This is a genomic window from Streptomyces sp. NPDC086835, from assembly GCF_044745705.1.
Taxonomy (GTDB): domain Bacteria; phylum Actinomycetota; class Actinomycetes; order Streptomycetales; family Streptomycetaceae; genus Streptomyces.
Map to the genome: position 1 here is coordinate 82,897 of NZ_JBIVAU010000007.1, position 14,226 is coordinate 97,122.

At 71.6% G+C, this 14,226-nt stretch carries 14 protein-coding genes; 6 read left to right on the plus strand and 8 right to left on the minus strand.

The window, feature by feature from the left end:
- Window positions 1-78: 78 nt before the first annotated feature.
- Window positions 79-1,068 (minus strand): aldo/keto reductase, encoded by a 990-nt coding sequence (locus ACIPJI_RS22550; RefSeq protein WP_402248339.1) that lies wholly within the window; start codon window positions 1,066-1,068, stop codon window positions 79-81.
- Between the two features lie 386 nt (window positions 1,069-1,454).
- On the opposite strand from ACIPJI_RS22550, the gene ACIPJI_RS22555 reads away from it, so the two are divergent.
- A complete protein-coding gene (locus tag ACIPJI_RS22555; RefSeq protein WP_356619585.1) occupies window positions 1,455-2,285 on the plus strand; it encodes a DUF427 domain-containing protein in 831 nt (276 codons plus the stop codon).
- Between the two features lie 121 nt (window positions 2,286-2,406).
- Here ACIPJI_RS22555 and ACIPJI_RS22560 read toward each other — a convergent pair whose 3' ends face one another.
- The 3 genes from ACIPJI_RS22560 to ACIPJI_RS22570 form a co-directional block, all read right to left on the minus strand.
- Window positions 2,407-3,240, minus strand: a complete 834-nt coding sequence (locus ACIPJI_RS22560) for a CAP domain-containing protein (RefSeq protein WP_356619583.1) — start codon at window positions 3,238-3,240, stop codon at window positions 2,407-2,409.
- A 755-nt stretch (window positions 3,241-3,995) separates the two neighbouring features.
- Window positions 3,996-4,388 carry a peptidase inhibitor family I36 protein gene (locus ACIPJI_RS22565; RefSeq protein ID WP_402248342.1) on the minus strand — a complete coding sequence of 131 codons (393 nt, stop codon included), beginning with the start codon at window positions 4,386-4,388 and terminating at the stop codon, window positions 3,996-3,998.
- Window positions 4,385-4,855, minus strand: coding sequence for a hypothetical protein (locus ACIPJI_RS22570; protein WP_402248344.1), 471 nt, complete (start codon window positions 4,853-4,855; stop codon window positions 4,385-4,387). The genes ACIPJI_RS22565 and ACIPJI_RS22570 overlap by 4 nt, the downstream gene beginning before the upstream one ends.
- Window positions 4,856-5,383: 528 nt before the next feature.
- Between ACIPJI_RS22570 and ACIPJI_RS22575 the strand changes: the two genes are divergently transcribed.
- Window positions 5,384-5,782, plus strand: a complete 399-nt coding sequence (locus tag ACIPJI_RS22575) for a DUF1992 domain-containing protein (RefSeq protein WP_402248743.1) — start codon at window positions 5,384-5,386, stop codon at window positions 5,780-5,782.
- Window positions 5,783-5,876: 94 nt separating this feature from the next.
- On the opposite strand, the gene tgmB is transcribed toward ACIPJI_RS22575, so the two are convergent.
- Window positions 5,877-6,806, minus strand: coding sequence for an ATP-grasp ribosomal peptide maturase (gene tgmB, locus ACIPJI_RS22580; RefSeq protein ID WP_307710138.1), 930 nt, complete (start codon window positions 6,804-6,806; stop codon window positions 5,877-5,879).
- A 12-nt stretch (window positions 6,807-6,818) separates the two neighbouring features.
- On the minus strand, window positions 6,819-7,010 hold the full coding sequence (gene tgmA, locus ACIPJI_RS22585; protein WP_159682530.1) for a putative ATP-grasp-modified RiPP: 192 nt from the start codon (window positions 7,008-7,010) through the stop codon (window positions 6,819-6,821).
- Window positions 7,011-7,409: 399 nt separating this feature from the next.
- Between tgmA and ACIPJI_RS22590 the strand changes: the two genes are divergently transcribed.
- On the plus strand, window positions 7,410-7,823 hold the full coding sequence (locus tag ACIPJI_RS22590) for an SRPBCC family protein (RefSeq protein WP_402248346.1): 414 nt from the start codon (window positions 7,410-7,412) through the stop codon (window positions 7,821-7,823).
- A gap of 136 nt (window positions 7,824-7,959) precedes the next feature.
- Here the strand turns inward: ACIPJI_RS22590 and ACIPJI_RS22595 are convergent, their stop codons facing one another.
- Both ACIPJI_RS22595 and ACIPJI_RS22600 read right to left on the minus strand, forming a co-directional pair.
- Window positions 7,960-9,585 carry a glycerol-3-phosphate dehydrogenase/oxidase gene (locus ACIPJI_RS22595; protein ID WP_402248348.1) on the minus strand — a complete coding sequence of 542 codons (1,626 nt, stop codon included), beginning with the start codon at window positions 9,583-9,585 and terminating at the stop codon, window positions 7,960-7,962.
- The gene (locus ACIPJI_RS22600; RefSeq protein WP_356619576.1) at window positions 9,582-10,181 is read right to left on the minus strand and encodes a TetR/AcrR family transcriptional regulator; all 600 of its coding nucleotides are present in this window, start codon (window positions 10,179-10,181) and stop codon (window positions 9,582-9,584) included. The genes ACIPJI_RS22595 and ACIPJI_RS22600 overlap by 4 nt, the downstream gene beginning before the upstream one ends.
- Before the next feature lie 85 nt (window positions 10,182-10,266).
- On the opposite strand from ACIPJI_RS22600, the gene ACIPJI_RS22605 reads away from it, so the two are divergent.
- The 3 genes from ACIPJI_RS22605 to ACIPJI_RS22615 all read left to right on the plus strand — a co-directional run bounded on the left by ACIPJI_RS22605 (window position 10,267) and on the right by ACIPJI_RS22615 (window position 14,212).
- Complete coding sequence (locus ACIPJI_RS22605; protein WP_356619574.1) at window positions 10,267-11,865, plus strand: FAD-binding oxidoreductase; 1,599 nt, start codon at window positions 10,267-10,269, stop codon at window positions 11,863-11,865.
- A 29-nt stretch (window positions 11,866-11,894) separates the two neighbouring features.
- Window positions 11,895-12,776, plus strand: a complete 882-nt coding sequence (locus tag ACIPJI_RS22610) for a YegS/Rv2252/BmrU family lipid kinase (RefSeq protein WP_356619572.1) — start codon at window positions 11,895-11,897, stop codon at window positions 12,774-12,776.
- Window positions 12,777-13,075: 299 nt separating this feature from the next.
- Window positions 13,076-14,212 carry an aromatic acid exporter family protein gene (locus tag ACIPJI_RS22615; protein WP_402248351.1) on the plus strand — a complete coding sequence of 379 codons (1,137 nt, stop codon included), beginning with the start codon at window positions 13,076-13,078 and terminating at the stop codon, window positions 14,210-14,212.
- Window positions 14,213-14,226 lie beyond the last annotated feature (14 nt).

Below are 14,226 nucleotides of genomic sequence, written 5' to 3' on the forward strand. Positions count from 1 at the left end.
GGTCCGCCGGACGCCACGTCACGGACCGGCGCCCGGCCCGCGCTGCGTGGACCGCTCAGGTGATCGGTCCGAGAGGCCCTAGATGTCCACGGCCGCCATCCCGGCCTCGTCGTAGCGCTCGCCGGCCGGCTCGGGGAGCTCGGCGGCGATGCGTGCGAGATCGTCCTCGGTCAGTTCGACGTCCAGCGAGGCCGCGTTCTGCTCGAGGTAGGCGCGGCGCTTGGTGCCCGGGATGGGGACCAGGTCGTCGCCCTGTGCCAGCACCCAGGCGATCGCGAGCTGCGCCGCTGTGACGCCCTTCTCCGCGGCGATCTCCTTCACCTTCTCGGCGAGCGTGAGATTCGTCTTGAGGTTGTCGCCGGTGAAGCGCGGGCCGCTGCGCCTGAAGTCTCCCTCGTCGAGCTCGTCCGGAGAGGAGAACCGGCCCGCCAGGAAACCGCGCCCCAGGGGCGAGTAGGGGACGAACCCGATGCCGAGCTCACGGCACGTGGGCAGCACCTCGGCCTCCGGGTCGCGGGTCCACAGCGAGTACTCGGTCTGGACCGCCGTGATCGGGTGCACGGCGTTCGCGCGGCGGATCGTCTCCGCCCCCGCCTCACTCAGACCGATGTGGCGTACCTTGCCCTCCGCGACCAGCTCCGCCAGGGCACCGACGGTCTCCTCGATCGGCACGCGGGGGTCGACACGGTGTTGGTAGTAGAGGTCGATGTAGTCCGTGCCGAGCCGTTCGAGTGAGCCGTGGATCGAACTGCGTACATGCTCCGCGGAACCGTCCTGCCGCCCGACCGTGCTCATGTCGCCGGGGACGGCGTCATCCATCCGGTAGTTGAACTTCGTCGCGATCACGTACTCGTCCCGGTGTCCCCTGACCGCGCGCCCGACCAGCGTCTCGTTGGTGAGCGGCCCGTACATCTGGGCGGTGTCGAGGAAGGTGACACCGATCTCGAGTGCGCGCTGGATGGTCTTGACGCCCTCGTCCTCGTCAGTGGACCCGTAGAAGGCGGACATCCCCATGCAGCCGAGGCCGATGGCGGACACCTCGAGGTCTCGAAGCTTGCGCTGCTTCATGTTGGTCGAAGCCTTTCGTCGCAGTCTTGATCTACCGTTCAGTGGGCGCGGCGCCCGGAGCTCGCCCGCGCTCCGCGGCGAGTCGGCGCGGAAGCCCTGGCCCGGCGCTCGGCGCGAAGGCATAGGAAGGCCGGAGGCGCCGCGCACCTTCTCGGTGGGGCCGTGCCATGAACGCTAGGTCTTGGTGTGCACTCCAAGTCAAGAACCGCCCCACCCTGCCGCCCGAGGCCGGATCAGATCGGGGTCGGGTCGGGTCGGGGTCGAAAAGGACGTTTGCGGGCAACCGTGATCCGGAGCAGCGTGGGCATGGATGACGGCGCGGCACCGCGGCGCCGGTCGCTGACGACCTCCGGCCGGCCGCTGCCGGAGCGAGGAGGGAGAGAGCCATGACCACACCTCATGAGGGCGCGCCGTCCGTGCCGGTCGTACGCCGTGGGTCCGACACGATCGACAGCCTGGTCTGGGAGCCGAGTGAACGCTGGGTGCGTGCCACGAAGGGGGAGGTCACGGTCGTGGACAGCCGCCGGCCGGTGCTTGTGTGGGAGCCTGGTCGTCCCGTACCTCTGTACGCCTTTCCGGCCGACGACGTGCGCATGGATCTGCTGCGGGAGACCGCACGGCCGGCCAACCCCCGGCGTCATGCGGGCGCCACGCTTTTCTACGATCTCGTGCTCGCCGACGGGACCGTCCCGGCGGCGGCCTGGACCTACCCCGGTGAGGAACTGGCGGGTTACGTCAGTTTCGAGTGGTTCGGGCGGGACGTGCTCGACCACTGGTACGAAGAGGACGAGGAGATCTTCGTGCACCCTCGTGATCCTCATAAGCGGGTGGACGCCCTGCCCAGCAGCCGGCACGTCCAGGTGGAGATCGAGGGAACAGTCGTGGCGGACACGCGTACGCCAGTCCTGCTGTTCGAGACGCACCTGCCGGTGCGCTACTACTTCCCGCGCAAGGACGTCCGCCTCGATCTCTTCACCCCGACCGGTTCGCGGACCCGCTGCCCCTACAAGGGTGTGGCCACTGACTACTGGTCGTGGGCGGGCAGCGGCGACGTACGGCCCGACATCGCCTGGAGCTACCCCGATCCGCTGCCTTCCATGGAGATCATCAAGGACCGGGTGGCCTTCTACAACGAGTCCGTCGACATCGTCGTGGACGGCGAGCGCCTGCAACGCCCTGTCTCGTTCTTCAGCAAGCCGTCGCACGGGGCGGCCTGAGACGGGGGCGGGACACGGGGTCGGGGCAGTGCGGTGATCACCGGCCGCAGACGCGGCGAGGCCCCCGCCGTTCTAGCACGACAGGGGCCTCGCGCCGACGCACCGGCTCTGGCGCTGCCGACTATCGGGCCGTGCCGAACTCCTGGGTCCAGTAGTTGTCGGGCTGCGCGAGTCCGACGCCGATCTCCTTGAACCCGCAGTCGAGGATGTTGCGCTTGTGGCCGGGGCTGGCCATCCAGGCCGCCATGACGCTCTCGGGAGTCGCGTAACCGTAGGCGACGTTCTCGCCGTAAGTGCTCCAGGTGTACCCGGCGCGCGTGATACGGGTGCCCGCGTCGGATCCGTCGGAGCCCGTGTGGGACATGTTCCGGTGGGCTGCCATGTCCTCGCTGTGATCCTGCGCGGCCTTGGTCAGCTTCGCGTTCAAGGTCACCGGGGAGCATCCGGCCTTGCTGCGCTCACTGTTGACGAGCGCCACGATGCGGGACACGTTGCCGGAGGCCGGCGCGGCCGTGGACGGGGCGGTCGACGGCGAGGTCGAGGGCGCGGTCGGCTTAGGGGCTACCGGCTTGGGCGCGGAGGGCTTGGGCGCCGCCGGCTTCGATGCGGTGGGCTTCGGCGCGGAGGGCTTGGGCGCGGTCGGCTTGGGCGCCGCCGGCTTCCGGGTGCTCGGCGTCGTGGTGGGGGTCTGCGACCCGGGCGTGGCCGGCTTGCGGTCCCACTTGCCCCCGTCCCACCGCCGGTCGGACTCGTCCGCGTCCCACCGCTGGTCGGACTCTTCCCCGTCCCACCGCTGGTCGGAATACGCACTCTTCCATCTGTCGTGGGAGCGGCTGCCCTGGCTCCCCTGCCCGTCCATACAGGCCATGGCGACAGAGGGCACGCCCACGGCCGCCATGGCGACGGCAGCGATGGTTATCTTCCGGTAGTGCGTCGTTCTGCGGTGCTTGCTCATGTGTGACCTCAATTGTCATCGCGGAGCGCCACCGAGATCTGTTGCCCGGCCCGTCTGCGTGCGACCTGCGGCGGCGCCGTTTGCGGGGCAGCCATTGTTAGGACGGCTGCGTACCGAGGGCAACGAGCGCCTGCTACTACTGTCGGTAGTAGATCCGACCCCCCCTTGCCATGGGCGAAGGGGCGTGCTGGCCCGCACGCGGGAACCTCCCGGACCTCTTGACGCCTCGCCAAAAGGCTTTCGCGGCTGGGCAAGCGGGCACATCCACCGGGAGGATCGAAGGCCGCCGAACGCTGTGCGAAGTATGTCCCTACCGAAAGGGACAAATAACCCTATGTCACCAAGGGTGGCGTCTACTATCGGCCCCCCTTGTGCCCGAAACGGCTGTGGCAGATGTCACGGAACCATTGATTCCGCTTCACCTTCACCCATGGCGGCGCGGCATGCCCCGCCACCCTGGGTCGGGCACCGCCATGACTTCCGAGCGCGCTGTCGGGCCCTGGCGTCGTCGCCGGGGTCCGGAGCTGTGACGATTCGCCTACGACGCGGTCCTGGCCGAGCTCGCGCTGACGCGGAACGTTCCCGTCCCAGCAGGACCACGCGGCCCGAAGCACCGGACCGTGATCCGCGGGGTCAGGCGCTTCTGCTGCGCCAGGGGCGCCTGTGGCGCAGGGCCGGCCCTGCGCCACGACAACGCGCCGGCCCGACTCGGCCTGACGCGGAGAGCGCGGCGGTGTCCGGTCACCCGCCGGGGATCAGCACTGCATCGCCCACACGTGCGCGTCGCCGCGGTCGTTGGCGTTGGCGTTATGGGCGACCTCCTGCCCCGGGGCCAGGCAGATCGTCCGGTCGCCACCGGTCGACGGCCACTGGACGGCCTCCGCGTAGACGATGACGTGGTCCTTGATGCCCGGCCCCGAGATGCCGTGGTTGGCCCACGACGAGTCCTCGTCGGCGATCCAGCTCTCCCACCACTCGTCGTCCCCGGACGAGGCGAACACCTTGCCCTCGGGGTCGGTGAAGTTGACATCGCGCCAGACGCAGAACGATCCGCTGGGGCACGGCGCGGCGTTCGCTGTGGCCGGTACGGCGAGGGCTCCGCCGGCGGCGAGCAGGACGGCGGAGACGAGGGCGAGGGCGTGCTTCATGGATGGGTGCTCTTCCGTGACGCGGTGGATGTGACGTGTGCGAGCAGGGACCGGGACTCGTCGAGGGCCCGGGCCTTCAGCCGCTGGTAGACGGCGCGCTCCGCCTCGGGGGTCGCGGAGCGCAGGTTGCCCACGGTGGTCGAGGCCCGGAACCAGCGCCGCTGGTCGCCGTAGAGCCGCTGCTGCGCGGCGGCCAGGCAGCCGTCGGTGTGCTGTCGGACGACATGGCCGCTGGGCAGGGTGAGAGCGAGCTCGGCCCGGCCGGTGCCGAAGAGCGCGTCCGCGATCCGGCGTGCCTCGGCCGGTGTCGGGGTCGCCTCCCCGGGCCGGGGCGGGGTGAGCCCCTGCCTGGTCAGGCAGCGGTCGGTGAGCAGTTGCTGCGCGGCTTTGACCGTTTCCTCGGGGCCGAGTTCGATCCGCTCTGCGGCTGCGGTGCAGCCGGCCAGCAACAGGCTTGCGAAGGCCAACAGGCCGGGTGCCGCCCGCCGGGGCCGTCCCGGGCGCCGCGAGGGAGGGGCCGCGGACATGGCAGGCACGGCTCAGCCAGGGGAGCAGTCCGTGGGACGGCTGCTCTGGACGCCGTCCAGCTTGTCCCACCACTGTACGACGCGTAGTCACCGCCGTGGACCGTCCGGTACAGGCAGCCGCCGCCTCCAGGGAAGTGGAGGGCGTAGAAGGTCTCCTGGCTCTGGTTAGACGGCGGGCAGGGCGTAGCCGGTCGCAGCGGCCGGTGTGGCGGCGGTGCAGACGACGGCGGTCGACAAAGCGGCGGCTCGCAGGCGCATGCAGGCGTCCTCGCAGTGCAGTAACGGTGGTTGGCTGCAACCTCCCACGGCGGAACCGCAGACAGCCCTCAAGATCGCCCATGACGGTGAGTAGTCATACCGGCAAGGCGTCGAGCACGGCGAGTTGCTGGTGAGGGGCTCGTAGCCGTGCGCCGGACGGGGCACATTCGGGTGTCCGCCGACCGCAAAGGGCGACGTACGCTGGAACGCATGACCGAGCGCAAACCGCCAGGCGTCAGCTTCGAGTCCTGGGTCGACAAACAGATCCGCGAAGCCGCGGAGCGCGGCGAGTTCCGTGATCTGCCTGGTTTCGGCCGGCCTCTTCCCGCTGCCGACGACGCGTACGACGAGATGTGGTGGATCAAAGGGAAGATGCACCGCGAGGGGCTCGGCTTCCTGCCTCCGACGCTCGCACTGCGCAAAGAGGCGGAAGAGGCCTTGGAGAAGGCCGCGCGGGCACCGTCGGAATCCACGGTGCGGCGCATCGTCGAGGACATCAATCAGAAGATCGCGGCAGCGATCCGCCGGCCACCGCCTGGGCCGCCCCTCGGGCTGAAGCCGTACGACGTGGAAGCCCTCGTCGATGAATGGCGACGCGGCCGCACCTGAACAGCGCAGCCGTACCCCGCACCCCTGCAACCGCGGAACTGCCGCCCTGGATCCGGGACTCGTCGCCACCGCGGCCGCAGCGCCTGCCGGGCGATCACACCGGCTCGGCCCCCAGCCACGACGCGACCGCCCGGGCGATCGGCAGCCCCGTCTCCAGCTCCACGAAACCGAACTGCCCGCCCTGGTTGCACTCGAGGAACCACCAGGTGCCCGTCGAGTCCTCGGCGAAGTCGAAGGCCCCGTAGGCGAGTTCGGTCTGCTTCTTGTACGCCTCGACAGCCCTGGCGATCTGGGTCGGCACCTCCACCGGCTCCCACTCGTGGCCCGTGTCCCCGTAACGGCCGTCGACCTGCCCCGGCTCCGCCGCCTTACGGGCGGCGAAGTGCTGGTCCCCCACACTGGTCAACCGGACATCGGCACGCTTGGCGACATAACGCTGCAACAACGTCGGCGCCGCGGCCACACCGGAGAAGTCGGCGTCCGGCGGCACGAGCGTGGTCGGCAGCGCCATCGGCGGATCCCCCGGCGACTTCCCGGACACCGACTTCACGACCACGTTCCGGTACTGCTCCGCGAATTGACGGGCCATCGACGGATGAGTGGTCAGCAACGTGGCCGGCACCGGGAAGCCGCTCTGGTGCGCGACGCGCAACTGCCAGGGTTTGCGCCGGGCCTTGGCCGCGGCGCTGGGATGGTTCATCCACCGCGCGCCCGTGCAGTCGAGCATTCCGTACAGGGCGTGGGCGGTCTCGACGCTCAGCCATTCGGACGGTTCGACGGCGTGTGCCGCCGGTTCACCGGGCCTGCGGATCCAGACGGATCGCAGGCCCTGCATGCTCGCCACACGGCCGCCGATCGACAGATAGCCGCGGAACTCCCCGCGCACGTACTCCGCGGAGAGAGCCCCTGTGCCAGGGAGGTCGGCGGGATCGAACCGGACGAGCGGGACGCCCTGTTCGTGCAGTTCCGCCACGACCATGTCAGCGGTGACATCCGCCTCGCACGTGAGCACCAGCACTGTCACGTCGCACGCCGGTCAGTCGTCGAAGTGGGTCGCGGAACCGGCCTTGGAGGTCGTCGTCCCCGCAGCGGCGAGCAGACCCCGGTCCATGATGGCGGGCCTCCCGTCGGGCAGCACGTTCAACTGCAAGGCAGCGTCGTACGCATAGGGCTCGATACCCGTGGCCGGCTCGGCAGGGCGTGCATAGTTCCACGCGAACGGTTTCATGTCTTTTCCTCCCCTGCCCGTGCGCGCCTGCCCGGGCTCCTCATGTGACAGTACGTGTTTGAGAAGTAATGGTTTCATTACGCACCGTGACCATGTGAATGCTGTTCCTCTACGGCTCCCCCACCTGAGGCCACCGGCCGCCAGCTCCGCGGCGGCACCCCCGCCACCCCTTCGCTGCCTTCCGCTGCCTCCCGGCGCCGTCAAGACAGACGCACCATCAGCCCCACAGGTTTCACACCATGGCCCCAACGTGACCGAGGCGACACTCCAAACCTCCTCGATTCGGGACATCCCGGCGAACGGGTGGGCCGACCGGCGTCGAAGCTTCAAGTCACGCCGTCGGGGCAAGCGTTCGTCGAGGATTCCGTTTTCCGTGGATCAGCAAGGATTGGCGCACTGATGAGCGAATATGAGCGTTCCCACACGATGCCCGCTCTCCCCGAGCATGTCTACGACCAGGCTGCCCAGGTGGACCAGCTCGACAGCTGGCTCCCGGAGGCCCTGCACGTCAGGGCCGAGGAACTGCCCGCGGTCACCGTGCACGAGGACCGGACGGACGAGGACACCCCGGCGCTGCTGAAGGCCACGAAGGACCAGATGCGGGTCGAGTGGGGGACGCGGAACGGGGGTGCCTACGCCGGATGGCTCCAGGTCGCCGGGATCGGCTCGGGCGCCAGCGAGGTCACCGTCCACCTGTCGTTCTTCGACGAGTCGCACGACCCTGGGGAGAAGGCCGTGAACGACGCCCTCGACCGGAGCCTGAGGCGGCTCGAGGAGCAGGTGCGGATCAGGGTCGAAGGTGCCGCCGGCTGAACGACCTGCTCGCATCGAAGGGTCGCCGGCCGCGCCACGGGGCCGCTCGGACCGACGGCGCCGCCGACCGCCCCCCGCGGCGCGAGCCGTGACCGTGCCCTGACCCCGGCCGGGAACCGCCGCCGGCCGGGACGGGTCAGGACGAGCAGCGTTCCAGCGCCTCGCGGGCCGCGTCCTGCGCCGCCCGGCGGTCGTCGTCGACGAGGCCGATGCGGGTGCGCCGGTCCAGTACGTCCGATTCGTCGAGGGCGCCCTCGTGCCGTACCGCCCAGACCAGTTCGGCCCTGGTGACGGGGTGGCCCGGGACGACGGGCGCGGCCAGGTCGGGGTCGGCGAGTCCGAGGGCGTGGACGGCCGGCGCCTCCACTCCGTAGCGGCGGACCAGGCGCCGGGGCGCGTCGAGCCTGGCGAGTACACCGGCCGGGGCGGCCCCGACGAGCGGCAGGGCGGCCGTGCGGCTGGGGCCGGCGCTCACACCGCCCGCGACGAGCGCGGCGTCCACGGCGTCCTGGGCCATGCGCCGGTAGGTGGTGAGCTTGCCGCCGACGACGGTGACGACGCCGCCGGCCGAGGTGAGGATCGCGTGCCTGCGGGAGATGTCGGCCGTCCGGCCGGGTCCGGCGGAGCCTGCCGCCGGACCGGTGTCCAGGAGCGGCCGCAGGCCGGCGAAGGCGCCGACCACGTCGTCGCGGCGCAGGGGTACGTCGAGGGCCGAGCCGAGGACGTCGAGGAGGAAGCCGATGTCCGTCTCCGGCACGTCCGGCACGTCGGGCACCGGCCCTTCGACCGGTTCGTCGGTGAGTCCCACGTACACCCGGCCGTCGCCCTGCGGCAGGACGAGGACGAAGCGGTTGGACTCCCCGGGGATCGGGATGTGCATGCCGGCGGTGAGGCCGCCCAGGTCCTCGGAGCGCAGCACGAGGTGGGTGCCGCGGGAGGGGCGCAGCCGGACGTCGTCGACCAGGCCGCCGGCCCATACGCCCGCGGCGTTGATGACGGTGCGGGCCCGGATCTCCAGTTCCTCGCCGGTGAGTTCGTCGCGGACGCGGGCGCCGGTTCCGCTCACGGCGAGTGCGCGGGTCCGGGTGAGGATGTGGGCGCCGCGGGCGGCGGCGGTCCTGGCGACGGCGGTCACCAGGCGGGCGTCGTCGGTGAGTTGGCCGTCCCAGGAGAGCAGGCCGCCGCGCAGCCCGGTCGGGCGGAGTACGGGTGCCATGTGCCGGGTCTCGACGGCGGAGAGCGTGCGGGGCGCGGGAAGGGTGGTGCGCGAGGTGCGGGCGGAGGCCCGCAGGAGGTCGCCGGCGCGCAGCCCCGCCCAGGTCACGGCGGCCTGACTGCGGGAGACGAGGGGGGTGAGCGGCAGGACGAAGGGCTGGGGGCGCACGAGGTGGGGGGCGGTGCGTTCCATGAGGATGCCGCGTTCGACTGCGCTCTCGTGGGCCACGTCGAGGTGGCCGGTGGCGAGGTAGCGCAGGCCGCCGTGGATGAGTTTTGAGCTCCAGCGGGAGGTGCCGAAGGCCAGGTCGTGGGCGTCGATCGCGGCGACGGTGAGTCCGCGGGAGGCGGCGTCGAGAGCGGCTCCGGCACCGGTGGCTCCGAGACCGACGACGAGGACGTCGACGATGGCGCCTTCGGCGAGGCGGGCCAGTTCGCGGCTGCGGCGTCCGGCGTCCAGGGACGCCGCCAGCGGTCCTCGGAGCGGGGGCCCGGCTGCCGCCCCGGCGGCACGGTCCGGGCGGCTCGAACGGTTCGGGCGGCTCATGGTGTGAGGGTCCTCTCCAGGATGGTCCGCAGTTCGTCGAGGAAGGCCGTGTCGGCGAGTTCGGGCTCGTCTTCTTCGGTCATGGTGCGCAGGGAGAGCGTGAAGGACTGCACGACGAGCAGCAGCGAGCGGGCCTGCCGGTCGGGGTGGGACCGGCGCACGGAGCCGTCGGCGTGACCTTCCGCCAGGCCGCCCGCGATGAGTCCCAGCAGCGCGTCCTGGCTGGCGCCGCGGCGGTCGAGGACGTACGGGAGCAGCAGCTCGGGATCCACGTCGATGATCTTGTGGAAGAGCGGGTGGGCGCGGAAGGCGGTGACGCCGGCGACCAGTCCCTCGACCAGCCTCTGTCGTGCGGGTGCGCCGGGTTCCGGTTCGGGCATGGCGCCGACGGCGAGGGCGATCCACTCCCTGGTCATCAGGTCGCCGACGAGGGTGCGCACATCGGGCCAGCGGCGGTACAGGGTCATGCGGGAGACCCCGGCGCGCCGGGCGATGTCGGTGAGGGTGGTCCGGCGTACGCCGACGGCCAGGACGCAGTCGCGTGCCGCGTCGAGGACGGCATCTCCGTCCGAATGGTTGTGACGAATGGGCGTCATCTGTCACAGTGTAATGCCAGTGCAGGCCGCGCGGCAGTGCGCCCCGCGAACACCCCGCGTAACCGATGGTGAGGAAACAGCCCCAGTGGACATGTTGTGGAGCGGCTGGGGCGACCCGGCCAAGGCAGCCCCGCTGCCGGACACGGTGACCGGCCTGCTGCGCGATCTGCTCGGCGTGACACCCCGCGAGAGCGGCCCGGCCTCCCTCGAGGAGATCGACGTCCCGCCGTCCGGACTCACCGCCGCCGCACGCGCGGCGCTCACCGAATGCGTGGGCGGGGACGCGTATGTGTGCACCGACGCGGAGAGCCGCGTCCGGCACACCCGCGGCAAGTCCACGCCCGACCTGCTGCGCATCCGGGCCGGCGAGGTCGATGACATCCCCGCGGCCGTCGTACTGCCGGGCAGTCACGACGAGGTGACGGCCGTCCTGCGGGCGTGCGCCGAACATGCGCTGGCCGTCGTCCCCTTCGGCGGCGGCACCTCCGTCGTCGGCGGGCTGGCCCCCGAGGGCAAGCACTGCTTCGTCGCGCTGGACCTGCGCCGGCTCGACGCGCTGATCTCCGTCGACGAGATCTCCCGCACGGCGGTCCTCCAGCCAGGCATGCGCGCACCGCGGTGCGAGGAACTGCTCGGCGAACTGGGCTGGACGCTCGGCCACTTCCCGCAGTCCTACGAGTGGGCCTCTGTGGGCGGTTTCGCCGCGGCCCGCTCCAGCGGCCAGGCTTCGGCCGGGTACGGCCGCTTCGACGAGATGGTGCTCGGCCTCACCCTCGCCACCCCGGAAGGGACCCTGGAGGTCGGACGGGCCCCGCGCTCCGCGGCCGGCCCCGACCTGCGGCAGCTCGTCCTCGGCTCCGAGGGCGCGCTCGGGGTGATCACCTCCGTGACCGTACGCATCCGGCCCCTGCCGGAGACACGGGTCTACGAGGGCTGGCGCTTCACGTCGTTCGAGGCCGGCGCCACGGCCCTGCGCAGGCTCGCCCAGGACGGCCCCCGTCCGACCGTGCTACGCCTGTCGGACGAGACGGAGACCTTCGTGGGTCTGGCTCAGCCCGACCGGATCGGCAGCACGGAGGAGGGCGGGACGCCCGCCGGCTGTATGGCGATCGCCGGTTACGAGGGCACCGCGCAGGACACCGCCGACCGGCGCGCCCGGGCCCGGGAGGTGCTGCTCGCCTGCGGTGGGGAGTACGTCGGCGAGGAGCCAGGCGAGCGCTGGGCGCACGGCCGCTACAACGCGCCCTACCTGCGCGACTCGCTGCTCGACGCGGGCGCCTTCGCGGAGACCCTGGAGACGGCGTGCTTCTGGTCCGCCCTGCCGGGGCTCTACGAAGCGGTGCGCCAGGCGCTCACCGGCACGCTGACCGAGGCCGGAACGCCTCCCCTGGTGATGTGCCACATATCCCATGTGTACGAGAACGGCGCGTCGCTGTACTTCACCGTGGTCAGCGCGCAGGGGGACGACCCGGTGGCCCACTGGGCGCCGGCGAAACGGGCCGCCAACGACGCGATCATCGCGGCGGGGGGCACCATCAGCCACCACCACGGCGTCGGCACCGACCACCGCGACTGGTACGCGCGGGAGATCGGCCCGCTCGGGGTCCGTATCCTTCAGGCCCTCAAGGCCGAGCTCGACCCGGCCGGGACACTCAACCCCGGCGTTCTCGTCCCCGTCCGCTGACCGGCCCCCTGCCTTCCGGAGGCGCATTCATGCGACAGTTCACCGCCGTCGTCAATCCCGCCGCGGGCGGGTCGAGCGGTACGGCGGCCCTGCTCCCGCTGGCCCGCCTCCTGAGGGAGGCAGGCGCACGGTTCGACACGCAGTACAGCCGCAGCCTGGAGCACGCCCAGGAGGTGGCGCGGCAGGCCGCCGGGCAGGGGCACGTCGTGCTGGCCGTCGGCGGGGACGGCATGGCCGGCCGCGTCGGCGGGGCGCTCAGTGGCTCCGACGCCGTCTTCGGTGTCGTCCCCGCCGGGCGCGGCAACGACTTCGCCCGGGCGCTGGGCCTGCCGTCACGGACGGAGGACCTGGCGGACCTGCTGCTGAACGGCTCACCGCGGCCGGTCGACACCATCGAGGTCACCTCCGCCGTCCATGCGGGGACGTCGGTGCTGGGCAGTGTGTACGCGGGCGTGGACGCGGTGGCCAACCGGCACGCCAACACCTCGCGGCTGCTGCGGGGTGCCGCGTCCTACTATGCGGGCGGCCTGCGGGCCGTGCTCGGCTGGCGGCCCGCCGCCTACCGCATAACGGTCGACGGGACCGAGCACGAACGGCGCGGTTACACGGTCGTCGCGGCCAACTCGGGCTTCTACGGCTTCGGTCGCAACATCGCCCCGGGCGCACGGCTCGACGACGGGCTGCTGGACGTCGTCGTCATCAATCACGCCCCCAAGCGGCTGTTCTTCGCGATGATGAACGAGCTGAAGACGGGAGCGCACCTCGAGCGCCCGCAGGTGGAGATCCTCAGAGGCCGCGAGATCCGTATCGAGGCCGACCGGAGTGTGCCGTACGGCGCGGACGGCGAGGTCGACGCGGCCCTTCCCGTGACGGTCAGGGTCGAGCCGGGCGCGCTGAACGTGATCTGCTGACGCCGGAGCGGCGTCGGGGCGGGCGGCGTCGGTCCGGTGCGGCCGGTCCCGGTGTACCCCGTCGTCAACCGGCCTGGTGGCGCCGTCTGTTCGGTGTCGCCGGCGGCGCGTACCGGCTGCTGAGCGACGCCGGCTACCCCCGCCCGAGAGACGGGCCCGGCTGCGACGGCGGACGGGACCGGACGCGTGGGGAGGATTCGGCCGACGTCTGCTGGTTAGACGTACGTGGTCCCGGTGACGCCGTGACGGTTGTCGCGTCCCGGGCCGGTCCGTGACGGTGCACGAAGTGGAGGTGGCCGGTGGCCTTGCGGCGCTGGGCAGCGTGGGAGCTGTCCGCGGTGTGGACGTCCGTACGCAGGGCCCTGACCGCGGCCGGGCCCGAACGGGACCTTGCGGTCCAGTCGCTGAAGGCCGCCGGCGCCGCCGTTCTGGCGTGGGCGCTGGTCGGCTGGTGGTGGAAGGCGCCGATGGCTCTGATGGCGCCGTGGACCGCGGTGGTCCTCGTGCAGAGCACCGTCTACCGCTCGCTGCGGGCCGGAACGCAGCAACTCGTCGTCATCACACTCGGCACACTGCTGGCGACCGGAGCGGCCGCGCTGACCGGGAACACCATGGCGGCGATGGCCCTCGCCCTTCCACCGGCGGTGCTGCTGGGGAACTACTCGCGCTTCGGCGACCAGGGCGTCTACGCGTCGACGACGGCCATCTTCGTGCTCGCGTACAGCTCCTTCTCCGGGACGGCCATCGCCCACCGCCTCTTCGAGGCGCTCGTCGGAGCGGTGATCGGCATCGGCGTGAACGCCCTGGTCCTGCCCCCTGTCCATCTCCGCGATGTGCGCGACAGCCTGGACAGGCTCGGCCGTGACAGCACGGATCTGCTGCGTGCCATGGCCGACGACGTGGAGAGCGGCTACGACCGTACGAGCGCCGGGCAGTGGCACGAGGGCGCCCGGCGACTCGGCGGCCCCGTCCAGGACCTGCGCAGCGCCCGCGGGTGGACGCAGGAGAGCTACCGCTTCAATCCGGGGCGCCGGCTACGGCGCCACCCCGCCCCGCCGCCGGGCCATTGGGACACGTACTGGACGGAGCTCGCCGACCGGCTCGAGTCGGTCACGGCGACTTTGGTGGACACGACCGGTGAGTGGCGCAGCCTCGCTTCGCCGCCCGAGCCCGCACTTCGCTGCCTGCCCGAACTGTTCCGCGCCATGGCGGACGTCTGCGAGGCGGACCGGGCCGCGCTCGGCTCCGCGGTGCCGCCCGACGGCGACGTGCGCAAGGAGGCGATGGGCCGGGCCTGGGAGGCGCATCGCCTGCTCAAGCGCCATCTGCCGGCGCACGACCATGAGACGGCGACCGCGGTGGGCGGGCTCGCGGCACAGACACAGCAGTTGCTGTACGCCCTGGAGGCCGGCCCCGCTCCGGCCCGGCAGTCGTGAGGCCCGGCCGGCTC